At 59.7% G+C, this 22,015-nt stretch carries 21 protein-coding genes; 12 read left to right on the top strand and 9 right to left on the bottom strand.

The features are described from left to right. Positions 1-32 precede the first annotated feature (32 nt). Complete coding sequence (locus LRK71_RS17310) at positions 33-1,040, bottom strand: DUF2125 domain-containing protein (protein WP_232405220.1); 1,008 nt, start codon at positions 1,038-1,040, stop codon at positions 33-35. Between the two features lie 71 nt (positions 1,041-1,111). On the opposite strand from LRK71_RS17310, the gene LRK71_RS17305 reads away from it, so the two are divergent. The 3 genes from LRK71_RS17305 to LRK71_RS17295 all read left to right on the top strand — a co-directional run bounded on the left by LRK71_RS17305 (position 1,112) and on the right by LRK71_RS17295 (position 5,317). After that, positions 1,112-1,642, top strand: coding sequence for a gamma-glutamylcyclotransferase (locus LRK71_RS17305; protein WP_232405219.1), 531 nt, complete (start codon positions 1,112-1,114; stop codon positions 1,640-1,642). A gap of 75 nt (positions 1,643-1,717) precedes the next feature. After that, a complete protein-coding gene (locus LRK71_RS17300; protein ID WP_232405218.1) occupies positions 1,718-2,938 on the top strand; it encodes a biopolymer transporter ExbB in 1,221 nt (406 codons plus the stop codon). Positions 2,939-2,941: 3 nt separating this feature from the next. Further along, the gene (locus LRK71_RS17295; protein ID WP_232405217.1) at positions 2,942-5,317 is read left to right on the top strand and encodes a peptidoglycan -binding protein; all 2,376 of its coding nucleotides are present in this window, start codon (positions 2,942-2,944) and stop codon (positions 5,315-5,317) included. Positions 5,318-5,370: 53 nt separating this feature from the next. On the opposite strand, the gene LRK71_RS17290 is transcribed toward LRK71_RS17295, so the two are convergent. From LRK71_RS17290 to gloB, 3 genes are all read right to left on the bottom strand, one after another. Continuing rightward, positions 5,371-6,372 carry a M23 family metallopeptidase gene (locus tag LRK71_RS17290; RefSeq protein ID WP_232405216.1) on the bottom strand — a complete coding sequence of 334 codons (1,002 nt, stop codon included), beginning with the start codon at positions 6,370-6,372 and terminating at the stop codon, positions 5,371-5,373. Positions 6,373-6,374: 2 nt separating this feature from the next. Next, on the bottom strand, positions 6,375-8,702 hold the full coding sequence (gene clpA / locus LRK71_RS17285) for an ATP-dependent Clp protease ATP-binding subunit ClpA (protein WP_232405215.1): 2,328 nt from the start codon (positions 8,700-8,702) through the stop codon (positions 6,375-6,377). 210 nt (positions 8,703-8,912) lie between these two features. Next, positions 8,913-9,680: a hydroxyacylglutathione hydrolase gene (gloB, locus tag LRK71_RS17280; RefSeq protein ID WP_232405214.1), complete on the bottom strand. Its 768-nt coding sequence runs from the start codon at positions 9,678-9,680 to the stop codon at positions 8,913-8,915. Between the two features lie 61 nt (positions 9,681-9,741). Between gloB and LRK71_RS17275 the strand changes: the two genes are divergently transcribed. The 7 genes from LRK71_RS17275 to LRK71_RS17245 all read left to right on the top strand — a co-directional run bounded on the left by LRK71_RS17275 (position 9,742) and on the right by LRK71_RS17245 (position 16,278). After that, entirely contained in the window at positions 9,742-10,488 is a 747-nt protein-coding gene (locus LRK71_RS17275) for a class I SAM-dependent methyltransferase (protein WP_232405213.1), read from the top strand. 416 nt (positions 10,489-10,904) lie between these two features. Beyond that, positions 10,905-11,465, top strand: coding sequence for a F0F1 ATP synthase subunit delta (locus LRK71_RS17270; protein ID WP_232405212.1), 561 nt, complete (start codon positions 10,905-10,907; stop codon positions 11,463-11,465). Next, the gene (gene atpA, locus LRK71_RS17265) at positions 11,466-13,004 is read left to right on the top strand and encodes a F0F1 ATP synthase subunit alpha (protein WP_232405211.1); all 1,539 of its coding nucleotides are present in this window, start codon (positions 11,466-11,468) and stop codon (positions 13,002-13,004) included. Between the two features lie 12 nt (positions 13,005-13,016). Continuing rightward, complete coding sequence (locus tag LRK71_RS17260; protein WP_232405210.1) at positions 13,017-13,892, top strand: F0F1 ATP synthase subunit gamma; 876 nt, start codon at positions 13,017-13,019, stop codon at positions 13,890-13,892. Positions 13,893-13,913: 21 nt separating this feature from the next. Continuing rightward, complete coding sequence (atpD, locus tag LRK71_RS17255) at positions 13,914-15,338, top strand: F0F1 ATP synthase subunit beta (RefSeq protein WP_232405209.1); 1,425 nt, start codon at positions 13,914-13,916, stop codon at positions 15,336-15,338. A gap of 11 nt (positions 15,339-15,349) precedes the next feature. After that, positions 15,350-15,763, top strand: a complete 414-nt coding sequence (locus LRK71_RS17250) for a F0F1 ATP synthase subunit epsilon (RefSeq protein ID WP_232405208.1) — start codon at positions 15,350-15,352, stop codon at positions 15,761-15,763. 164 nt (positions 15,764-15,927) lie between these two features. Further along, a complete protein-coding gene (locus LRK71_RS17245; RefSeq protein ID WP_232405207.1) occupies positions 15,928-16,278 on the top strand; it encodes an H-type lectin domain-containing protein in 351 nt (116 codons plus the stop codon). Positions 16,279-16,408: 130 nt separating this feature from the next. On the opposite strand, the gene LRK71_RS17240 is transcribed toward LRK71_RS17245, so the two are convergent. Continuing rightward, positions 16,409-17,431 (bottom strand): ribose-phosphate pyrophosphokinase, encoded by a 1,023-nt coding sequence (locus tag LRK71_RS17240; protein ID WP_232405206.1) that lies wholly within the window; start codon positions 17,429-17,431, stop codon positions 16,409-16,411. Positions 17,432-17,537: 106 nt separating this feature from the next. Here LRK71_RS17240 and LRK71_RS17235 point away from each other — a divergent pair, with 106 nt between their 5' ends. Beyond that, a complete protein-coding gene (locus tag LRK71_RS17235; protein WP_232405205.1) occupies positions 17,538-18,131 on the top strand; it encodes a 2-hydroxychromene-2-carboxylate isomerase in 594 nt (197 codons plus the stop codon). Between the two features lie 19 nt (positions 18,132-18,150). Further along, on the top strand, positions 18,151-18,972 hold the full coding sequence (locus LRK71_RS17230; protein ID WP_232405204.1) for an alpha/beta fold hydrolase: 822 nt from the start codon (positions 18,151-18,153) through the stop codon (positions 18,970-18,972). Here LRK71_RS17230 and LRK71_RS17225 read toward each other — a convergent pair. The 4 genes from LRK71_RS17225 to LRK71_RS17210 form a co-directional block, all read right to left on the bottom strand. Continuing rightward, positions 18,969-20,015: a threonine aldolase family protein gene (locus LRK71_RS17225; RefSeq protein WP_232405203.1), complete on the bottom strand. Its 1,047-nt coding sequence runs from the start codon at positions 20,013-20,015 to the stop codon at positions 18,969-18,971. The two genes, LRK71_RS17230 and LRK71_RS17225, sit on opposite strands and share 4 nt — an antisense overlap. After that, entirely contained in the window at positions 20,015-20,485 is a 471-nt protein-coding gene (locus LRK71_RS17220; protein WP_232405202.1) for a YcgN family cysteine cluster protein, read from the bottom strand. The genes LRK71_RS17225 and LRK71_RS17220 overlap by 1 nt, the downstream gene beginning before the upstream one ends. Then, complete coding sequence (locus LRK71_RS17215; protein ID WP_232405201.1) at positions 20,482-21,429, bottom strand: bifunctional riboflavin kinase/FAD synthetase; 948 nt, start codon at positions 21,427-21,429, stop codon at positions 20,482-20,484. The genes LRK71_RS17220 and LRK71_RS17215 overlap by 4 nt, the downstream gene beginning before the upstream one ends. Before the next feature lie 118 nt (positions 21,430-21,547). Further along, entirely contained in the window at positions 21,548-21,991 is a 444-nt protein-coding gene (locus LRK71_RS17210) for a MaoC family dehydratase (protein ID WP_232405200.1), read from the bottom strand. Between the last annotated feature and the right edge of the window lie 24 nt (positions 21,992-22,015).

The following is a 22,015-nucleotide window of genomic DNA, read 5'->3' as shown; positions in this document are numbered from 1 at the left end:
GGCTGGGGAATGCAGGGCAGAGCGCGGTGGTATTAGCGCAGCCGGATTGGCGGTGCGGTGCCGATCGGCAGTGGCCCGATCCACATCTGCCCCTGTTGAAAGCGCAGGGTGGTGTTGATTTTCTCACCTTCGCCAGCGGGGCTGGAAAACAGCGCCAGGACCCGTTCCATGGCGGCACGGGTCTGCGGCGGCAGCAGGCTGCTGCGTTCTGCCATATCAAGGATTGCCCGCCAATTCCTGACCTGTAGCGCCAGGTCGCCCGTTGCGCGGCCCTGATCATCCATCTGCAGCTGGCCGCTGGCCCTGAAATGCATCTCCCCCCATTTGGCCTCGGCCAGGGTGAGAGTGATCTGACGCGGCTGCGGGCGGCGCTGTTCAAGCGCCCGGCGATCCCAGGGGGTATCAAAGTCGACCGTACCCTGCAGCTGTAGCGCGTCAAATTGTTTCGGTAGATCATGTGCCAGCTGACTGATCCGGCGAAAGGCACCACCGGGGGCAAAGCCGGTGATGGCCATACGCAAGTCATACTGGCGGGGCGGCGCGCTCTGCTGTTGCAGGGTCAACTCAAGGTCCTGCGCCTGCCACTGGGGCGTGGTCGCCTTCTGTTGCAGGATCTTCCAGCCCTGCGCCCGCAGCACCAGCCGCTCTAGCGTCAAGGCAGCCCCCGGGGCCAGCTGCATTTCGGCGGTCATGTCCTGCGCGGTGAGGGTGCTGCTTTGATCAAAGACGGAAAACCGCTGCTCGGTCTCTGGAAAGGAGAGCGTCAGCGCCCCCGGCCAGAGCGCGGGGGTGTCTAGATCCAGCCAGTCCGCGCTCCAGGCGGCACCGGTGCCGGGATCGGCCAGAAGCGGCTGATCAATGCGGGTGCGATGGCGCAGTGGAAAGCCAGCAGTCGAGAGCTGCCCATGTGACACCTGCCAGCCCTGGCGCGCCTGCGCGTCGAACCAGCCTTCCAACCCGCTGCGCAGCCCCCAAGCGGCCAGCCCCCAGTAAAGCACCCAGACCGCTGCCCCAAGGCACAGGTATTTCAGCAGTCGCATTCTGCAAAGACCCTCTTTTTCTAACCGTCAATTTGCTGTTTATAGGCGAGGATAAGAAAGGGCCATAGATCATGACAATGTGGGTATTCGGATATGGATCGCTGCTGTGGAATCCGGGGTTCCCGGTGGCTGGCAGCGAGATCGCAACGCTGCCGGGCTATGCTCGCTCTTTTTGCATGTCGTCGATCCACCATCGTGGCAGCGAAGAGGTGCCGGGGCTAGTGCTGGCACTGGATGAGGTCCAGGGCGCGCAGTGTCAGGGATTGGCATTGGCGGTTGCGAGTGGCGCGGAAGATCAGACGCTGGACTATCTGCGCGAGCGCGAATTGATCTCTTCGGCCTATCTGGAGCGCAACCTCGCGGTACAGCTCGCTTCTGGCCAAGAGGTCATGGCCGTGACCTATGTGATTGATCCGCATCACGAGCAGTATTGCGGTGGCATGGCACTGGAAAAACAGGCGCAGATTATCGCCACTGCGGTGGGCGGGCGTGGGCCCAATACCGAGTATCTGTATAATACCGCTGAACATCTCAGCGAAATTGGCCTCGGCGATGCAGAACTTGAATGGTTGATGGGACGTGTGCGGCAAATAACAGCATAAAGCCTTGGGCTTTGCGATCTTTGTCTTTAAGCTCTTTTGAGAATTGAGCAAAAATCCGTCAGGACCTTCTTGAATATGGCCCAACCAGCCCGCAAAACAAGGCCGCAGTTTACCCAACCGGTCAGACAGATTATCCTGATGTTGATTGCCCTTGGCCTTGCTGGCTTTGGAATATTTGTGGCCCTGCCCAAGGTGCTGCCGGTGTTTCAGGCAAATCCTTGGCTCAATGGTTTTATCGTCATTGTCTTTGTCATCGGGGTGCTCGCCTGTTTCTGGCAGGTGGCGCAGCTGGTCGGATCGGTGCGCTGGATTGAAAGCTTTGCCTCTGGGGGCACGCACGGCGACAAACGGGCACCGTCGCTGCTGGCACCTCTGGCGGCTTTGCTGCGCTCGCGGGCTGCGCGGATGCAGTTGGGCTCATCGTCGACCCGGTCTATTCTGGATTCGGTGGCACAGCGGGTGGACGAAGAGCGTGAGATCACGCGATATATTGTCAACCTGCTGATTTTTCTGGGCCTTTTGGGTACTTTCTACGGTCTTGCCACCACTGTGCCCGCCGTTGTCGATACCATTCGCAGCCTGGCCCCGCAGGAGGGCGAGGAAAGCATTGCGGTCTTTAACCGGCTGATGACCGGTCTAGAAGCGCAGTTGGGCGGCATGGGCGTGGCCTTTGCCTCTTCGCTTTTGGGGCTGGCAGGGTCGCTGATCGTTGGCCTGCTAGAGCTGTTTGCCGGCCATGGCCAGAACCGTTTTTACCGCGAGCTGGAAGAATGGCTCTCCTCTTTCACGCGGGTCAGCTTTTCCTCTGGCGAGGAGGGCAGCGGCGGCGAGACTGGCGTTGTATCCGAGGTGCTGGACACCATGGCAGAGCAGATGGACGCCTTGCAGGCGATGTTTGCCCAAAACGCCGAGAGCCGGGCCGAGATCGACAGCAAGCTGTCTAATCTGGTGGATGTGATAAGCGATATGAACGCGCGTCAGGATCAGTCCACCAGCGTTGCCAATGCGCTAGAGCGGGTTGCCGTGGGGCAGGAAACCCTGACCGAGATCATGCGCGCCCATGGCGATGTGGGCATGGATGCCGAAAGCCGGATGCGGCTGCGCTCGATTGATGTGCAGATGCTGCGCATTCTGGAGGAAATCTCGGCTGGTCGGCAAGAAAGCCTGGCCGAGTTGCGCAAGGATATCGACCTTATGGTCAAGGCCTTTGCAGTGCCGCGCGGCCGGGGTCGTCGGACTGCCGAGGTAGCGCCAGCCGCGCCGGACGGTGGGCAGTTTCTGCAGGGCGAGGATTAGAGCATGGCCTTGTCGCGGCGCAGTGGGCAGCGATTCCAAAGCTCGATCTGGCCGGGTTTCGTCGATGCGATGACCGGGCTGTTGCTGGTGCTGATGTTCCTGCTTACCATCTTTATGGTGGTGCAATTTGTTCTGCGCGAAACCATTTCAGGCCAGGAAAGCGAGCTGGATGAACTGTCCATTGAAGTGCAGGCGCTGGCCAATGCGCTGGGGCTGGAAGAGCGCGACAACAGCCGCCTTTCGGCGCGGCTTGGCGCGCTGAATGCGACGCTTACCACCACCCAGAGCGATCTGGCGCAGGCGCAGGATGCCATTGATCAACAGCGCGCGGTGATTGCTGGGCTAACGGCCGAACGCGAACAGCAGTTGGCAGATCTGGCCCGCGCCGAAAGCGATATCACCGCCTTTGAGGCTCAGGTGGCGGCCCTGCTTGCCGGACGTGCCGAGGCCCAAGCACAGATCGCACAGCTGAGCGAAGACCGCGCGCAGTTGGATGCGCAGCGCGCCGGGCTGGTAGATGAACGGGAGGCCTTGAATCTGGCGCTGGCACAGGCGCGGCAGGAAATCGACGCTGGCGTAGAGACCGCTCGCCTGGCCGCGGCCAGACGCGAGGCGCTGGAGGCAATGATTGCCGATCTGCAGCAGCAAGGCGATGCCCGCGCAGCAGAGTTGGTCGAGCTTTCAACCCGGCTGAGCGCCGAAGAAGAGGCCCGCCTGGTGGAGAGTGCCGCTGCCGAGGCCCTGCGCGCCCGGCTGCAAGACGCCGATGCCGAGTTGACCGCCATGACCCTGTCGCTGGAACGTAAGCGGCAAGAGGCCGAAGATACGCTCACGCTTTTGGCGGGAGCCAAATTGGCGCAAGAGCGCCTGGCGCAGGATCTTGAAGAGGCGCTGACCACGCTGGAGGCTGCCAAGGCGCAGAGCCAAGAGCGCGATGCCCTGGCCGAGCGCCTGACTCGCGTTCTGGCGCAGATGCAGGTGTCGCAATCCTCTGCCGAAGGCCGGGTCACCGCCCTGGAAGCAGAGCTGGACCGGCTGCGCCTGGACAGTGAGACAACCCAGGCCCGGCTGAACCAGGAATTGGACAGCGCCCGCCAGCAGGCCGCGCAAAGCAAGGCCGCGCTGGAGGCAGAGCTGGCCCGGCAGCGGGCGGCAAACGTTGAGACTGAAACCCAGTATCAAAGCGAACTGGCAGATCTGCAAAAGCAACATGCCGCCGCGCTAGCGCAGCTGGAACAGCAACTGACCCGCCAGCGCAGCACGGCAGAGACAGAGACCCGCCGCCTGCAAACAGAACTGGCCACCCTGCAGGCCGATACCGCCGCAGTGATGTCCGGTCTGGAGGCCGAGTTGGCCCAGGCCCAGGATGACCTGGCCGCAGCCCGCAAAGCAGCCTCTTCGACGGCGCAGGATCGGGCCGCGGTAGAGCTGCGGCTTCTGGCGGCGCTGGATGCGCTGGAAAATGCCCAGGCTGCCGCCAGTGATCAGTCGGTCTTGCAACAACGGCTCTTGGCGGCGCTGAACGCGCAGGACGAGGCCAGGGGCAGCGCGGCAGAGGCGCGCAGCCTCGCCGAGGAACGCGCCGGGCTGTTGGCGCAGGCCAAGGCGGCGCTGTCAGAGCAGGCTGAAGTTTCGGCCAAGGCGCAGCGCGAGACCGCCTTGCTGAACCAGCAGGTGGCGGCGTTGCGGGAACAATTGGGCGGATTACAGGCGATTCTGGATGACTATCAGGCACGCGATGCCGCCCAGCAGGTGCAGTTGCAAAACCTTGGTCAGGATCTGAACGCCGCACTGGCACGGGCCGCCTCGGAAGAGCGCCGCCGCCGTCTGACAGAAGAAAAAGAGCGTAAGCGACTGGAGCTGGAAGCTGCGGATCTGGCCAGCAAGGCGGATAGTCTGGAAACCAAGGCCGCAGAGCTGGAGCGCTACCGCTCGGAGTTCTTTGGCCGGTTGCGCAATGTGCTGGGCAATCAAGAGGGCGTGCGCATCGAAGGCGACCGCTTTGTCTTTGCGTCAGAGGTGCTGTTTGCGCCGGGCAGTGCCACACTGTCGCCGCCGGGCGAAATTGAGATCGCCAAGGTGGCGCGGATTTTGCAGACCGTGGCGGCAGATATCCCACCCGAGATCAACTGGATCATCAGGGTGGATGGCCATACCGACAATACCGCCATGCTGGGCCATCCCAAATTTTCCGATAACTGGGAGCTAAGCCAGGGCCGGGCGCTGTCGGTAGTGCGCTACATGATCGAGAGCCTCGGTGTCGCGCCGGATCGGCTGGCGGCAAATGGATTTGGTGAGTTCCAGCCAGTGAACACCGCTGATACACCTGAGGCCCGCGCCCAGAACCGCCGGATTGAATTGAAGTTCACCGAGCGCTAACCAGCCCTGTCTGCGGCTGGCAACTGATGCAGTGCCCCAGGGACCCCGGTGCCCTATCTTAAAGAGACGGCTTGCTCGATCCGGTCGATTTCCACGTCATCGCGCAACAAAACCGCCAGACCGGTATAGCGGCCATAGTCCCAGATCTGGTCGTTTAACCGTTTGCCCGAGGCGCGGAAAAACTGGGCCTGATTGCGATCCAGAGTGATTTCATGCACCGAAAAGACCCCGGTTGGGCCAGAAATGGTCAGCCGCACCCGGTCGCCTTGTTGGCCGCCAAAAGCATAGGCCCAGAAAACCAGGGCCGGTGATTGCCGCGTCATGCGGATCTGGCTGGCCTCACCGGATTTGATCTCCTGGAAGCGGGGCACCTGGGCGCTGAAGCCCGCACCCAGAAATCCCCCCGGTTCATAGACCGGCGGATCGGTCCAGAGAGAGGCTGCATCGGTGGTTGCATCGGCAGAGCTGACCGGATCAATGCCCGCCGCGCAGTCCTGCGCACCCTTGGGGGCAAAGGGATCGATCACCTTCCCATCGCGGCGCAGGGACAGATGAAGATGCGGGAACTGCGTCTTACCAGAGAGGCCGACCTCACCCAGCTGGGTGCCGGCTTGAACCTGCTGGCCCTTTTGCACCTGCACAGAGCCTTGGCGCATGTGGCAGTATTGGGTCTCCCAGCCATCCGCATGGCGCAGGACCACGCCGTTGCCGCATTCGCGCCCCTCCAGGGCAGCAGCGTTTTCTTCGGTGGAATAGATGTCGGGCATCCGATTACGCAGGCCCTGAACCACGCCTGGCGCGACAGCTCGCACGGCAACACCGCGATGCATATCGCTCAGATAGGGCAGGGCGATATCGGTTCCCTTGTGGCCCGAGTAGGTCAACCCTTGGCAGGTATAGTCACGGCTGCCGGGGCCGGGATCGTGGTCGACATATTGCTGAATGTGACAGGTATCGCCCAGACTGCAATCAAGTGGCCATTGCAAGGAAATGTCGCTCGCCACGGCAGGGGCCGTGACGAGCGTGAGCAGCAAAGCCGCAAGGGAGAGGCGCATGATCAGTCTGCAGTCAGCAATGGCGGCTTGTCACCAGAGATGCGCGGCTTGATCGGGCCCTCGATGCGCAGATCCAGTTTGCCATCCTTGATGCCAACCTTGACCAGCCCACCCTTTGCCAGCTTGCCAAAGAGCAATTCTTCGGCTAGCGGCTTTTTGATGTGTTCCTGGATGACCCGCCCCAAAGGCCGCGCCCCCATGCGATCATCATAGCCCCGGTCCGCCAGCCATTCAGCCGCCTTGGGGGTCAGTTCGATCGAGACATTGCGGTCCATCAGCTGGGCTTCCAGTTGCAGCACGAATTTCTCGACTACCTGCAGGATGACCTCTTTGGGCAGCGGAGCAAAGGCGATCACTGCGTCCAGACGGTTGCGGAATTCCGGCGTGAAGGTGCGTTCAATCGCAGCGGTGTCTTCACCCTCGCGGCGATCACGGCCAAAGCCGATGGCAGCCTTTGCCATATCCGATGCACCCGCATTGGAGGTCATGATCAACACAACATTGCGGAAGTTTACCGCGCGGCCGTTGTGATCTGTCAACTGGCCGTTATCCATCACCTGCAACAGGATGTTGAACACGTCCGGGTGCGCCTTCTCGATTTCGTCCAGCAGCAGCACACAGTGGGGATGCTGGTCAACGCCATCGGTTAGCAGGCCGCCCTGGTCAAAGCCGACATAGCCCGGAGGCGCGCCGATCAGACGGGAAACCGCGTGTTTCTCCATGTATTCCGACATGTCAAAGCGCAGCAGCTCTACCCCGAGTGCATCGGCCAGTTGCTTGGCTACCTCGGTTTTGCCGACACCAGTGGGGCCCGCAAAGAGATAGTTGCCGATGGGCTTTTCCGGTTCGCGCAGCCCTGCACGAGCCAGTTTAATGGCACTGGAGAGCGCGTCAATCGCATCGTTCTGACCAAAGACCACGCGCTTAAGGCTCTTCTCCAGGTCCTTCAGCACTTCTGCATCGTCTTTGGTGACGCTCTTGGGCGGGATGCGGGCGATCTTGGCCACCACGGCTTCGATTTCCTTGACGCCAATGGTCTTGCGACGTTTGCTTTCCGGCACCAGATGCTGTGCTGCGCCGGCTTCGTCAATCACGTCGATCGCCTTGTCGGGCAGCTTGCGGTCGTTGATGTAGCGCGCGGCCAACTCGACTGCGGATTTGATGGCATCCGCAGTGAACTTGATGCTGTGGTGCTCTTCAAAATAGGGTTTCAGCCCTTTCAGAATTTCAATCGTATCCTGTACAGAGGGTTCGTTCACATCGATCTTCTGGAAGCGCCGCGCCAAGGCGCGATCTTTTTCAAAATGCTGACGGAACTCTTTGTAGGTGGTGGATCCCATGGTGCGCAGTTTGCCGCCCTGCAGGGCAGGTTTCAGCAGGTTGGAGGCATCCATTGCCCCGCCAGAGGTGGCGCCAGCACCAATCACGGTGTGGATCTCATCAATGAACAACACACCATCCGGGTGGTCTTCCAGCTCGGTCACCACGGCCTTCAGACGTTCTTCAAAATCGCCACGATAGCGGGTGCCAGCCAAGAGCGCCCCCATATCCAGCGAGAAGATGGTGGTCTTGGACAACACTTCGGGGACTTCGCCCTGCACGATCTTGCGGGCCAGGCCTTCCGCGATGGCGGTCTTGCCGACGCCGGGGTCGCCCACCAGCAGCGGGTTGTTCTTGCGGCGGCGGCACAGCACCTGGATGCAGCGCTCTACCTCGTGGCTGCGCCCGATCAGCGGATCAATGTCGCCTTCGCGGGATTTGCTGTTGAGATCGACGCAGTATTTGTCGAGCGCGCTTTCTTTCTTTTCGCTCTCGGGGCCGCCGCCGCCCATAGAGGCATCTTCGCCCTCGGGGGCGCCGGTGATGGGACGGGATTCGCCAAAGGCAGGATCCTTGGCCACGCCATGGGCAATGAAATTCACGGCATCATAGCGGGTCATATCCTGATCCTGCAGGAAGTAGGCGGCGTCGCTTTCGCGTTCTGCAAAAATCGCGACGAGGACATTGGCCCCAGTGACTTCGGTGCGCCCCGAACTTTGCACATGGATCGCGGCACGCTGAATAACCCGCTGGAAGGCAGCGGTGGGGACCGCTTCGGACCCATCGACATCAGTCACCAGATTGGCGAGATCTTCATCGACAAATTCAATCAGTGAAGTGCGAAGATGTCCGAGATCGACGCTACAGGCGCGCATCACACGGGCGGCTTCCGGTTCTTCGATTAATGCCAATAGCAGGTGTTCCAGCGTGGCAAACTCGTGGCGCCGCTCATTCGCCAACGCGAGCGCGGCGTGAATGGCTTGTTCTAGTGTGCTCGAGAATGAAGGCACGGGCGTGCTCCTCTGTTCTTGGGGTGACCGGGGCTTGGACGTTCTGCCGCTTCCCCTGTATCAACCATGTCCTGATAGTATTAGAGTTTGGTTGATAGAGGCGGAGCTTCAAGGGCTTTCTTGCAAAATTAGGTCACATTCTTTGTGAGAGAGGTTAATTTATGACCCCTTTGAGACGACCACGATAGCATCAGACCGGCGAAAATGGGGCTAAAAGCGGTCTTTCAGGTCCCGAATTTTTGCAAAAACTTCCGTACTTTCAGCGTCTTGCATGCCGATTGCGGTTTTCACCTCATCCAGATGGGCGCGCAAAAAGGGATTTGTCTCCAGCTCTTGCTGCAATAGTGACGGAATCGTGGCCTCTCCTTTGGCGCGCGCATTGGCGATTTGCGCAGCGCGCAGTTGCAGTGCGGTGTTGTCCGGTTCAATTGTCAGGGCAAAGCGGGCGTTGGATTGGGTATATTCATGGCCGGAATACACCCAGGTCTGCGGCGGCAGGGCCATCAGCCGGTTGAGACTCTGCCACATCATATCGGGGGTGCCTTCGAACAGGCGGCCACAGCCAAGCGCCATCAGGCTGTCGGCGGTAAAGACTGCTTGGCTTTCAGGCAGGTAAAAAGCGATATGGCCGATTGTATGGCCTGACACATCCAGTACCTGGACCGGTTCCCCGAAGAGTTCAAAGTTGTCACCGTCTTCCAGCGCATGGGTCAGTGGCGGCAAGCGGGCGGCATCTGCCTTGGCGCCATAGACCGCAGGATTATACTGCGCGCAGAGCTCGGCGACGCCATCGATGTGATCATAGTGATGGTGCGTCAAGAGAATCACCTCCAGGCTCCAGCCCCGGGCCGCGAGGGCGGTTTTGATGGCTTCGGCCTCGGGCGCATCGACCAAAGCGGTCTTACCACTCTTGGAATCATGCAGTAGATAGGCATAGTTGTCCGAGAGACAGGGCAGGGTAACGATTTCTAGGGGCATGGTCTTTCGCCTCCGCATGAGTAAACTGCCCCCAGATTGGCCCAAGCAGCAGGCACCCGCAATGCACCTTGATGTTCAGGACCTTAGGAATTTCTACTATCGCAGCACCCTAGGGCGGGCGTCGCAGGCATCGGTGCGCAATCGGCTGCTGGAGTTCTGGCCGGAAGCGGCGGGGCAGACCGTGGCAGGTTTCGGCTTTGCCGCGCCCTTGATGCGCCCCTATCTGGCCGAAGCCCGCCGGGTGATTGCCCTGATGCCGGGGCCGCAGGGGGTGATGCAATGGCCGGCGGGGATGCCGAATGTATCTGTGCTGTGCGAAGAGACCTTTTGGCCGATTGAAACCGGGCGGGTGGATCGGTTGGTAGTGATGCATGGGCTGGAAACCTCGGAACGACCCACCCAGGTGCTGGAGGAATGCCGCCGGGTGCTGGGGCCTGGTGGGCGAGCGATCTTTGTGGTGCCAAACCGGGCCGGGTTCTGGGCGCGGTCGGACAATACGCCCTTTGGCTATGGGCGGCCCTATACGTTGACCCAGTTGGAAAATCAGCTGCGCCTGCATGAATTCACCATCCAACGTCATACAGCGGCGCTGTACCGGATGCCCAGCCAGAAACGGTTTTGGCTGAAATCCGGGGCGCTGCTCGAACGGGCCGGGCGCCGCTTGCCTGCCATGTTGGTGGGGGGCGTCTTTATGGTAGAGGTCAGCAAACAGACGCATCCCCAGCATGGGCATATGACGCGCGTCAAACGATCTAGTCCGATCCGGGTTCTGGAAGGGCTTTCCAACCCGGTCGCGGAACCGGCCTAAGCAGGCAGCGAGTAGGCATCGGGCAAAAGAGTTGCCCTGTGCTTGATCCGCGGTGGCGCAGACAGATGATTCTGTTTTTCAAAATTGTCGATCCGCGGTGAGGCCGGAAAAGACCTGTGAGCGCTGATTTGCGCCTTTCCTGCGGATTTTGACCTGTTCGGAAAGGTAAATACCACGCCCGAGGTGCATAAAAATAGTCGAGTTTCGGGGGGCAAAGGGCCGCACTTTGGCTAAGGTGTTGAAAACATTAAGATCGAACATTTTGCCCCTGCCACTATAGACAGTTGATAGGTTGCTACCGCTCTGTTACATCCACGCTGATTTTAACGCCCTGCCGTCTTGGTGGGGTATGCTCACGCCCCCGGCGCCGTCTGTCTTGTGACAGGCAGTCGGGGCCAAATGTCGGAAGGGTGGACGTGTCCGAACCAGCTTCGATTTCAGCAGGCATTGCTGCGCGCTATGCCACTGCGATCTTTGAGATCGCCGAAGAGAGCAAGGCGCTTGATAGCCTTGAAACCAGCATCAATGATCTGGCAGCTGCCCTGGCTGACAGTGACGACCTGCAAAACCTGCTCAGCTCTCCGCTGATTTCGCGGGATGAGCAGGAAGCCGCAATTGCGGCGATCGCCAAGAAAATGGGTCTGGCACCTGTTTTGGGCAACAGCCTGGCGCTGATGGCGCAAAAACGCCGCCTGTTCGTGGTTCCTGCGCTGATCACTGCCCTGCGGGATCGTCTGGCAGAGGCACGCGGTGAAGTGACTGCCGAGGTGATTTCTGCCAAGGCACTGACGAAAACCCAAAGCGACAAGCTGGCCAAGACGCTGGCCGCGCGCGTGGGCAAACAGATTACCATCAATGCAACCGTCGATGAAAGCATCATTGGCGGTCTCGTCGTTAAAGTGGGCTCGAAGATGATCGATAGCTCGATCCGCTCCAAGCTCAACTCCCTACAGAATGCAATGAAAGAGGTCGGATAAATGGGTATCCAAGCAGCAGAGATTTCTGCGATCCTAAAAGACCAGATCAAGAACTTTGGTCAGGAAGCCGAGGTGGCTGAAATTGGTCGCGTGCTGAGCGTTGGCGATGGTATCGCCCGCGTCTACGGCCTTGACAATGTTCAGGCTGGCGAAATGGTCGAATTCCCTGGTGGAATTATGGGCATGGCGCTGAACCTCGAAGCCGATAACGTAGGTATCGTTATCTTTGGCTCCGACCGCGACATCAAAGAAGGTGACACTGTCAAGCGCACCAACTCGATCGTGGACGTTCCAGTCGGCCCCGAGCTGCTGGGCCGCGTTGTTGACGGTCTGGGCAACCCGCTGGACGGCAAGGGCCCAATCAATGCTGCCAAGCGCGGCGTTGCAGACGTCAAGGCACCTGGTATTATCCCGCGTAAATCGGTTCACGAACCGATGGCGACAGGCCTCAAATCCGTTGATGCGATGATCCCCGTTGGCCGTGGCCAGCGTGAGCTGATTATTGGTGACCGTCAGACTGGTAAAACAGCCATCGCGCTGGACACCATGCTGAACCAGAAATCCTACAACGATGCAGCAGGCGACGACGAGTCGAAGAAACTGTACTGCGTTTACGTAGCGATTGGTCAAAAGCGTTCGACTGTTGCTCAGCTGGTGAAAAAGCTGGAAGAAGCCGGCGCGATGGAATATTCGATCGTGGTTGCTGCAACCGCGTCCGATCCTGCGCCTCTGCAGTTCCTGGCCCCCTATGCGGCCACCGCGATGGCGGAATATTTCCGCGACAGCGGCAAGCACGGTCTGATCATCTATGATGACCTTTCCAAGCAGGCTGTTGCCTATCGCCAGATGTCGCTGCTGCTGCGTCGTCCGCCCGGCCGTGAAGCCTATCCTGGTGACGTTTTCTATCTGCACTCCCGTCTGCTGGAACGTTCGGCCAAACTGAACGAAGACTTCGGCGCTGGTTCCTTGACGGCTCTGCCTGTTATTGAAACCCAGGGTGGTGACGTTTCCGCCTTTATTCCAACCAACGTGATTTCGATCACCGATGGCCAGATCTTCCTGGAAACCGAACTGTTTTACCAGGGCATCCGTCCTGCTGTGAACACCGGTCTGTCGGTTTCGCGTGTTGGGTCTTCTGCCCAGACAAACGCGATGAAATCTGTTGCGGGTCCGGTGAAACTGGAACTGGCTCAGTATCGCGAAATGGCGGCCTTTGCGCAGTTTGGTTCCGACCTTGACGCCGCCACCCAGCAGCTGCTGAACCGTGGTGCCCGTCTGACCGAGCTGATGAAGCAGGCTCAGTACTCGCCGCTGACCAACGCAGAAATCGTCTGCGTGATCTTCGCTGGTACCCAAGGCTACCTCGACAAGATCGACGTAAAATCTGTTGGCCGCTACGAGGAAGGCATGCTGGCGCATCTGCGCAGCAAGCACGCTGATCTGCTCGAGTGGATTTCCACCGAAGATCCGAAGATCAAGGGCGATGCTGCCGACAAGATCAAAGCAGCGCTGGACGAATTCGCCGCAGATTTCGCGTAAGGGGATAAGGCAATGCCAAATCTCAAGGACCTGAAAAACAGGATCGCGAGTGTCAAAAGCACGCGTAAGATCACAAAAGCCATGCAAATGGTGGCCGCGGCGAAACTTCGCCGCGCCCAGGAAGCTGCTGAAGATTCGCGTCCCTATACCAAACGGTTCAATGCCGTGATGGCAGGGCTTGCGGCTTCGGTTGGCGGCAGCGATAGCGCACCAAAACTGCTGCGCGGCACCGGCAGCGATCAGGTACAACTTCTTGTTGTCCTGACCGCCGAGCGGGGCCTTTGCGGTGGCTTTAACGCCAATATCGCCAAGCTGGCGCGCCAAAAGGCGCAGGAGCTGAAAGCGGCTGGCAAGACGGTCAAGATTCTGACCGTTGGCAAAAAAGGCCGCGACGCGCTGCGTCGTGACCTGGGTGATGATTTCATCGGCCATGTGGATCTGAGCGAAGTCAAGCGGGTCGGCTATGCCGATGCGCAGGGCATCGCCAAGGACATCCTGACCCGCTTTGACGCTGGTGAATTCGACGTGGCAACGATCTTTTACTCGGGCTTTGTCAACGTCGTGACACAGGTGCCAACAGCGCAGCAGATCATTCCGGCCTCTTACGAGGGCGGTGTCGCCGAAGAAGCATCGGCCGTTTACGACTACGAACCCAGCGAAGAGGCGATCCTCGCCGACCTGCTGCCACGTGGCGTATCGACCCAGATCTTTTCGGCGCTGCTGGAAAATGGTGCATCCGAGCAGGGTGCCCGGATGAGCGCGATGGATAACGCCACGCGTAACGCTGGCGAGATGATCGACAAGCTGACAATCGAGTTCAACCGCTCGCGTCAGGCCGTCATCACCAACGAGCTGATTGAAATCATTTCGGGCGCAGAGGCGCTCTAAGAGACAACCGGAGACAAACACATGGCAAACGCAAAAGGCAAAATCACGCAGGTGATTGGCGCCGTTGTGGACGTGCAGTTCGAGGATGCCCTGCCGGAAATCCTGAACGCCGTTACCACGGACAACAATGGTAAGACACTGGTTCTCGAGGTTGCTCAGCACCTGGGTGAGAGCACAGTTCGGACCATCGCTATGGACGCAACCGAAGGTCTGGTTCGCGGCCAGGACGTGACCGACACCGGCGCGCCTATCTCGGTTCCAGTTGGCACCGCCACACTGGGCCGTATCCTCAACGTCATCGGCGAGCCGGTTGACGAAAAGGGCCCCGTAGAGGCCACCGAGACACGTGGTATCCACGGCGATGCGCCTTCCTTCGCTGATCAGTCCACCGCAACCGAGATCCTGACCACAGGCATCAAGGTTATCGACCTGCTGGCCCCCTATACCAAGGGTGGTAAAATTGGTCTGTTCGGCGGTGCCGGCGTTGGTAAGACCGTTCTGATCATGGAACTGATCAACAACATCGCGAAGGTGCACTCTGGTGTGTCCGTCTTCGCCGGTGTTGGTGAGCGGACCCGTGAAGGTAACGACCTTTACCACGAGATGATCGAATCCGGCGTTATCGTTCCTGACAACCTGGTCGAGTCCAAAATTGCGCTGGTCTACGGCCAGATGAACGAACCTCCCGGTGCGCGTATGCGGGTTGCTCTGTCGGGTCTGACCCTGGCGGAACAGTTCCGCGACGACAGTGGCTCGGACGTTTTGTTCTTTGTGGACAACATCTTCCGCTTCACGCAGGCTGGTTCCGAAGTTTCGGCCCTGCTGGGTCGTATTCCTTCTGCTGTTGGCTACCAGCCAACGCTGGCCACCGACATGGGTGCGATGCAGGAACGGATTTCTTCGACCAAGAACGGTTCGATTACTTCCGTTCAGGCCGTCTATGTTCCTGCGGATGACCTTACCGACCCTGCGCCTGCGACCTCGTTTGCGCACCTCGATGCGACAACCGTTCTGGATCGTGCGATCTCGGAAAAAGGCATCTACCCTGCGGTTGACCCACTGGGTTCGACATCGCGTCTGCTGGATCCACTGATCATTGGTGACGAGCACTACAAAGTTGCCACCGACGTTCAGCAGATCCTTCAGCGTTACAAATCGCTGCAGGACATCATCGCCATTCTCGGCATGGACGAGCTTTCGGAAGACGACAAACTGGCCGTGGCCCGTGCGCGTAAGATCGAACGCTTCCTGTCCCAGCCGTTTGACGTTGCTAAAATCTTCACCGGTGCCGACGGTAAGCAGGTTCCGCTGGAAGACACTATTGCGTCGTTCAAGGCCGTTGTGGCTGGCGAATACGACCACCTCCCCGAAGGCGCCTTCTACATGGTTGGCGGCATTGATGAAGTGATCGCAAAAGCCGAGAAAATGGCTGCTGACGCGGCCTAAGGAGGGCCCTGATGGCTGATACCATGCAATTTGACCTCGTAAGCCCGGAGCGTAGCCTCGCCTCGCTCCAGGTGAACGCGGTGCAGATCCCCGGCGCGGAGGGTGACATGACGGCGATGCCGATGCATGCCCCCACCATCACCACCCTGCGTCCGGGTGTCCTGCGGGTGGAAAGCTCGCAAGGCACTTCGGAGTTCGTGGTCACTGGCGGTTTTGCCGAAATCAGCGCCGAGGCCCTTTCGGTCCTTGCTGAGCGTGCAATTCCAATGGATGAGATGACCCGCGCCCATCTGGATGAGCTGATCGAAGAGGCTCGCCAGACCTACAAGACCGCAAAAGAAGACGATCAACCCCACGGTTTGGTCGAAGAAGCAGCCAAGCTGCTTGCGGATATGGAGGCCCTGGGCACCCATATGAGCCTGTAAGGGCGCATGTGATCACCTGCCTGGTGTGTCTCTCGACACATTTTAAACCGGCCCTCCGTTGTGATGGGCCGGTTTTTCCGTATTGTTACCTTTGATGTATCGATGCAAAGACCGCGCCTGCACGCCGACTGGGCCTGGTGCATATGCGAGCGGAGCCGAGGGCGATGAAAAGACTACGTAATCCACATATCGGAATAGACCAGGGCGATCTGGCGCTGTTCTCTGAGTTTGAAGAGGGGGGCAGCATGTGGACCGGCGAGGGCGCACGCGAGCGGCGCATGCAGGTCCCCTTCAAAGAGACCTATCGGCGGGTGCCAGTGGTGCATGTGTCGATGTCACTCTGGGATATGGACACCAGTGCCGCTATTCGCGCTGAACTGGTGGCCGAGAACATTACGACCTTTGGCTTTGACATGGTCTTTCGCACATGGGGCGACAGCCGTGTGGCCCGTGTGCGTGCGGCCTGGATGGCTATTGGCGATCTGCCGCACGATGATGACTGGGAGGTCGACTAGACCGTGTTGCGCAAACCCGGAAGGCGACAAGCGCGCAGGCTCTGGCGTGCATTTTACTGAGCCCAGACCATAAAAAAAGGCCCCGCGCAGAACACTGTGCTGGGCCTTTTTCTCGTCTCATTCCTTGGTGTCAGACGCCGTTGGAGTAGAGAGATTCGTAAATTGGGATCAGTGTCTTGTCATCAAACAGCGAGGACACAGAGGTGCCATGCCAGATGTTCAGGATCGCCTGGGTAAACAGCGGCGCGGTGGGCAGGACGCGGATGTTGGGCGCATTGCTTACGGCCTCGGTGGGTTGAATGGAATCGGTCAGCACCAGAGATTTCATCACCGAGTTGGTGACACGCTCAACCGCTGGGCCGCTCATCACGCCGTGGGTGATATAGGCGTGGACCTCCTTGGCGCCATTGTCCAGCAGCACCTGCGCGGCCTTGCAGAGGGTGCCGGCCGTGTCGCACATGTCGTCGATTATCAGGCAGATCTTGTCCTGTACATCGCCGATGACGGTCATCTCGGCCACTTCACCTGCTTTTTCGCGGCGTTTGTCGACGATGGACAGCGGCGCATTGATGCGTTTGGCCAGTTCCCGCGCGCGGGCAACACCGCCCACATCGGGAGAGACCACCATCAGCTCCTCCATCCGGTCTTTGAACAGGTTTTTCACATCCAGTGCAAAGATTGGCGAGGCATAGAGGTTATCGACCGGGATATCGAAGAAGCCTTGAATCTGGGCCGCGTGCAGGTCCATGGTCAAAACCCGCTCGATGCCAGCGCCAGTTAGCATATTGGCGACCAGCTTGGAGGAAATCGGTGTGCGGGCCTTGGTGCGGCGGTCCTGACGGGCATAGCCGAAGTAGGGGATCACGGCGGTGATGCGTTGCGCAGAAGAGCGGCGCAGCGCGTCAGAGATGATCAGCAGTTCCATCAGGTTATCATTCGCCGGATTAGAGGTTGGCTGAATGATGAACATGTCCTCGCCGCGCACGTTCTCGTAGACCTCAACAAAGATCTCGCCATCGTTAAAGCGTTCAACGCGGGCATCAACCAGACCTTGGTCGACACCACGGTGCATGCTCATTCGGCGGGCAATGGAAGTGGCAAGAGGGAGGTTGGCGTTCCCAGCGATAAGCTTGGGTTCGTGTAAAGTCGGCATTGGCTGATATCCCCGGCAGCAATGGCTATGTGACAGATTCGTGATCTTGCTCACCGCTTAACATGTGCGTAGCTTTCAGCCTAGTTCTAAGCGGGAGAAAACAACCATGGCTGTCATTGATTTCTACTTCTCGACCCTGTCACCCTACGCTTATCTGGCCGGAACCCGACTTGAAGAGGCGGCAGAGCGACAGAATGCGACGATTAATTACAAACCTTTGGACATTGTTGCCTTGTTTGGCCGCACCGGTGGCACCGCTCCGAAGGACCGCCATATCTCGCGCCAGGAATACCGGGCGATGGAGATGCAGCGACAGGCAAAAAAGAATGGGCTGGTGCTGAACCTGAAACCAGCCCACTGGCCAACCAACCCGGCGCCGTCATCATATGCGATCATTGCCGCACAGGCCGCGGGCGGCGGTGATATGGGGGCGCTTGTACATGGGATCCTGCGGGCCGTCTGGGCGGAAGATCGCGATATTGCCCAGGACGATGTGATCAAGTCCTGCCTGCAAAGCGCCGGCTTTGACCCTGCGTTGGCGAATAGCGGTCTCTTGGCCGGCGCCGAGACCTATGCGCAAAACCTAGAGGATGCAGTCAAGGCCGGCGTCTTTGGCGCGCCGTTTTATATCACCGAAGATGGTGCCCGGTTCTGGGGGCAGGACCGGATCGCCGATCTGGAAGAACATCTTGCGGGCTGATACGACGGGTGGGGAACTGATGAAGGATATCATTTTGAGCGAAGTTTTTTCCCGTCGTTTTGGGGTCGGGCCCCGTCAGGTTCTGGCAGTGCATTGTTCGCTTGCCCATTCGGGCGCCTGGCGCGGGCTGGCCACAGAAATGGAGGGAGAGATCACGCTCACCGCCTTTGATATGTTTTCCCATGGCCGAAGCCCGGATTGGGATGAACAGGCGGCTGATTATCAATCTGCCAATGTGGCGGCTGGCCTGGCGCAACTGCGGGCCGCCGGGGCGCCGATGGATTTGATTGGCCATTCCTTTGGGGCCACCGTGGCACTGCGCATGGCGCAGGCGCGCCCCGATCTGGTCAATAGCCTGACCCTGATTGAACCGGTGCTCTTTGCGGTGACGCGCCAAGACGCCCCCGATGCGCAGGCGGCGCTAGAGGCCATAGAAGCCCCCTTTGTAGAGCTCTATGCCGCCGGAGACATCGAGGGTGCCACCCGTTTTTTCAACCGTATGTGGGGCACGGGCAAGCCGAAATGGCCAGATCTGACAGAGCAGGCGCGCGCGGCAATGATCCGCGCCATGGCGGTGGTCCCCAAGAGCTATGAGACGCTTTATCTGGACAACAAGGGGGTGCTAAAACCCAGCGCGTTGGCGGCTGTATCCATGCCGGTTCTGTTGCTCAGCGGCGCTGACAGCCAGCCGGTGATGCCGCTGATCAATGCAGGGCTGGCCCGGCGCCTGCCGCAGGCGCAGAGCGTGGTTGTGCCTGAGACCGGGCATATGTTGCCGATCACCCATCCGGTTGCGACCGCAGATCTACTGCGCCGTTTCTGGGGGCAGGCGGCAGGTTAAATCAGGGCCAGAAACTGATCCATCTGCACTGTGCTGATGGCCCAGTCACAGACAAAACGAGCGGTGATCTGTTCTGTCAGGTCACCCTCTAGCGGGCCATCCCACAGATGATAGGCGGCACCCGCCTCAAACAGGCGCTGATGGGTGGCGCGGGGGAGGGCCGCAAAGATCATATTTGCCTGCGGTTCATGCTGAAAACTGGCCCCGGCCTGGCGCAGACCTGCCGCCAGATACGCACAGTTTGCATTGGCTTTGCGGGCGTTGTCGCGCCACAAGTCATCGCGCAGATAGGCCAACATCTGCGCCGAAAGGTAGCGGTGCTTGGAAAACAGATGGCCGCCGCGCTTGCGCCGCAGCTCAAACTCTCGGGCGTGCTTGGGATCAAAGAAGATCACCGCTTCGACCCCCATCAACCCATTTTTGGTGCCGCCAAATGACAGGGCGTCGACGCCAGCTTTCCATGTCATTTCGGCCGGGGTGCAATCCAGCGCCACCATGGCATTGGTAAATCGGGCTCCATCCAGATGCAGCGGCAGGCCAAATTCGCGGGTCACAGCTGAAAGCGCCTGCAGCTCGTCCAGACTGTAGATCGTGCCGCGTTCGGTGACCTGCGTCAGCGAGACAGGCCCGCGCTGTGGCCCATGTACGCCACGGGTTTCTTCTGCTGCGATTGTGGCGTACAGCGCCTGCCGTGTCATCTTGTCGTCACATCCGGGCGCGCCGGGTACCAAGGTCAGCTTGGCACCGCCGGTGTAAAATTCCGGTGCATTGCATTCATCTTCGTGGATATGCGCGGTGGGCGTGCAAAAGATGGTTTCAAACGGCTGGCTCAGGGTGGCCAGTGCGATAGAGTTTGCCGCAGTGCCGGTGGCCACCAGATGCACCGTCGCCTCGGGGGCCTCGAAAATATCCCGCAGGCGTTTGGTCACTTCGGCCATTTCCGCATCGGCACCATAGCCCATGGCATAGCCTTCATTGGCTTTTGCCAGAGCGTGCAGAACCTGGGCTGGAACCGGGCCGGAATTGTCAGAGGCAAAGTACATCAGATCGGCTCCTCGATGATATGGTCTTCCCAGTCTTCTTCCGGGGTATCGAATTCTGAAACGGTCCAGCCGCGCACGGTAACGCCTGCGGCATGGGGGCTATCGGGGTCGCCAGTCAGCAGTGGGTGCCACTGGGGCAGGGGCTTGCCCTGCCAGAGCAGCCGATAGGCGCAGGTCTGCGGCATCCAATAGGCATGGGTATCCAGGTTATCGGGCCTGAGCACGATGCATTCCGGAATGAACTGGTGGCGATTTTCATAGTGGGCGCAGTGGCAGCTGTTGTCATCCAGCAGGCGACAGGCCACGCGGGTCAGGGCGATCTCGCCGCTGTCTTCGTCTTCAAGCTTGTTAAGGCAGCATTTGCCGCAGCCATCACAGAGCGCTTCCCATTCCTGCTGGTTGAGCTTGTCCAGCGGCTTTTTCTCCCAAAAGCGCGGTGCCAGCCCCTTGCGATTAATTCCGTCGCTCATGTGGTTACCTGCGGTTCGGCGGCAAGGATGGTACGGGCGCGGGCGCAATCGGCGTTCATCTGATCAATCAGTGCGTCTAGCCCGTCGAATTTCATTTCCGGGCGCAGATATTCCACCAGCGCCACCGAAAGCGTCGCACCATAGAGATTGCCGGTGAAGTCAAACAGGAAGGTTTCGATATTGGGGTGGGCACCGTCAAACATGGGTCGCACCCCAATAGAGGCCGCTCCTTGATAACTGCCCTTATGCGGCCCATCCAGCACATCCACCAGCACCGCATAGACGCCAAAGGCCGGGGGATGCAGCCCGTCAATCGACATATTGGCAGTGGGAAAGCCCAGGTCGCGGCCCCGTTGTTCGCCGCCGATTACCTTGCCTTCAATCCGGTGCCAATGGCTGAGCATAGCCGCCGCATCCCGCGGCCGTCCCTCGCTCAGCGCGGTGCGGATCGCGGTAGAGGAAACGGTATGTTCGGAATGGGTCATCAAGGGCGCGATGGTGACGCCGAACCCCATTTCAGCGCCAAAACGCTGCAGGTCGGCGGCACTGCCGCTGCGCCCCTTGCCAAAGCAGAAATCCGCCCCCACCACCACATGGCGCAGGCCAAGCCCATCGGCGATGACACGGCGGGCAAAATCTTCCGGCGGCAGGCCAGACAGAGCAGCGTTGAAATTCAGCTGATAGAGCCGCTCTACCCCCAGTTTTTCCAGCCGCGAGGCACGGGCCTCGGGTGACATCAGGCGGAAAGGCGGGGCGTTGGGGGCAAAAAAGGCGCGCGGGTGGGGTTCAAAGGTCATCACCCCAAGCGGGGCATCGGGGGCCGCGGCGCGGGCCTGCTCGATGACCGATTGATGGCCCCGGTGAACGCCGTCAAAATTGCCGATCGCAACGCTGGCGCCACGATCTTGCTGTTCTACGAATTGATAGTCTCGGATGATGCGCATGGCGTCTGCCTAGCGCCCTGCACTGGGGCTTGCAAGCACCGGATGACTGTGCAGGGCGTGAAAGATGACCAGACTGCGGATCCGCCTTGGACGACGGCCCCGCGCCGCAGGCGACGCGTCAGTCGAACTTGCGCGAGGGGGCCATGACCATGGCTTCGCCGACCAGCACCTTTTTGCCATCCACCATGCAGCGGCAATCCAGTTTGACCCGGCGTTTATCAATGACGATATCGGTGACCTCTACCTCGGCCAAGACCAGGTCGCCGGGGCGCACAGGGGCGAGAAATTTCAGCGACTGGCTCATGTAGATGGTGCCATGTCCGGGCAGCTGTTCGCCGATGACGGCAGAAATCAGCCCGGCTGTCAGCATGCCATGGGCGATACGTCCCTGAAAGATGGTGTCCTGGGCGTAGTCGTCATCCAGATGCACCGGGTTGCGATCTGTCGAGACCTGCGAGAACATCTCGATATCTTTGTCGGTGATCACTTTGCGGACAAAGCGCGTCATGCCCATCTCTATGTCTTCGATGCAGATGGTTCCGCGCGGCAGGTTATCCAACATTTGACCCTCCATGAGATCACCCCG

It is taken from the genome of Pseudophaeobacter flagellatus (genome assembly GCF_021228235.1).
In the GTDB taxonomy this organism is placed as follows: domain Bacteria; phylum Pseudomonadota; class Alphaproteobacteria; order Rhodobacterales; family Rhodobacteraceae; genus Pseudophaeobacter; species Pseudophaeobacter flagellatus.
The sequence above is the reverse complement of the archived record's forward strand: the minus strand, read 5'-3'. Positions and strand labels throughout refer to the sequence as shown.

Bases quoted from the DNA above. Each gene is read 5' to 3' on its own strand.
- LRK71_RS17230 (WP_232405204.1), top strand. From the start codon at position 18,151: ATGAAGGATATCATTTTGAGCGAAGTTTTTTCCCGTCGTTTTGGGGTC.
- LRK71_RS17275 (WP_232405213.1), top strand. From the start codon at position 9,742: ATGCACCTTGATGTTCAGGACCTTAGGAATTTCTACTATCGCAGCACC.
- LRK71_RS17305 (WP_232405219.1), top strand. From the start codon at position 1,112: ATGACAATGTGGGTATTCGGATATGGATCGCTGCTGTGGAATCCGGGG.
- LRK71_RS17250 (WP_232405208.1), top strand. From the start codon at position 15,350: ATGGCTGATACCATGCAATTTGACCTCGTAAGCCCGGAGCGTAGCCTC.
- LRK71_RS17245 (WP_232405207.1), top strand. From the start codon at position 15,928: ATGAAAAGACTACGTAATCCACATATCGGAATAGACCAGGGCGATCTG.
- gloB (WP_232405214.1), bottom strand. From the start codon at position 9,680: ATGCCCCTAGAAATCGTTACCCTGCCCTGTCTCTCGGACAACTATGCC.
- LRK71_RS17210 (WP_232405200.1), bottom strand. From the start codon at position 21,991: ATGTTGGATAACCTGCCGCGCGGAACCATCTGCATCGAAGACATAGAG.
- LRK71_RS17215 (WP_232405201.1), bottom strand. From the start codon at position 21,429: ATGCGCATCATCCGAGACTATCAATTCGTAGAACAGCAAGATCGTGGC.
- LRK71_RS17290 (WP_232405216.1), bottom strand. From the start codon at position 6,372: ATGCGCCTCTCCCTTGCGGCTTTGCTGCTCACGCTCGTCACGGCCCCT.
- LRK71_RS17310 (WP_232405220.1), bottom strand. From the start codon at position 1,040: ATGCGACTGCTGAAATACCTGTGCCTTGGGGCAGCGGTCTGGGTGCTT.
- LRK71_RS17235 (WP_232405205.1), top strand. From the start codon at position 17,538: ATGGCTGTCATTGATTTCTACTTCTCGACCCTGTCACCCTACGCTTAT.
- atpD (WP_232405209.1), top strand. From the start codon at position 13,914: ATGGCAAACGCAAAAGGCAAAATCACGCAGGTGATTGGCGCCGTTGTG.
- atpA (WP_232405211.1), top strand. From the start codon at position 11,466: ATGGGTATCCAAGCAGCAGAGATTTCTGCGATCCTAAAAGACCAGATC.
- LRK71_RS17240 (WP_232405206.1), bottom strand. From the start codon at position 17,431: ATGCCGACTTTACACGAACCCAAGCTTATCGCTGGGAACGCCAACCTC.
- LRK71_RS17260 (WP_232405210.1), top strand. From the start codon at position 13,017: ATGCCAAATCTCAAGGACCTGAAAAACAGGATCGCGAGTGTCAAAAGC.
- LRK71_RS17295 (WP_232405217.1), top strand. From the start codon at position 2,942: ATGGCCTTGTCGCGGCGCAGTGGGCAGCGATTCCAAAGCTCGATCTGG.
- LRK71_RS17225 (WP_232405203.1), bottom strand. From the start codon at position 20,015: ATGTACTTTGCCTCTGACAATTCCGGCCCGGTTCCAGCCCAGGTTCTG.
- LRK71_RS17300 (WP_232405218.1), top strand. From the start codon at position 1,718: ATGGCCCAACCAGCCCGCAAAACAAGGCCGCAGTTTACCCAACCGGTC.
- LRK71_RS17220 (WP_232405202.1), bottom strand. From the start codon at position 20,485: ATGAGCGACGGAATTAATCGCAAGGGGCTGGCACCGCGCTTTTGGGAG.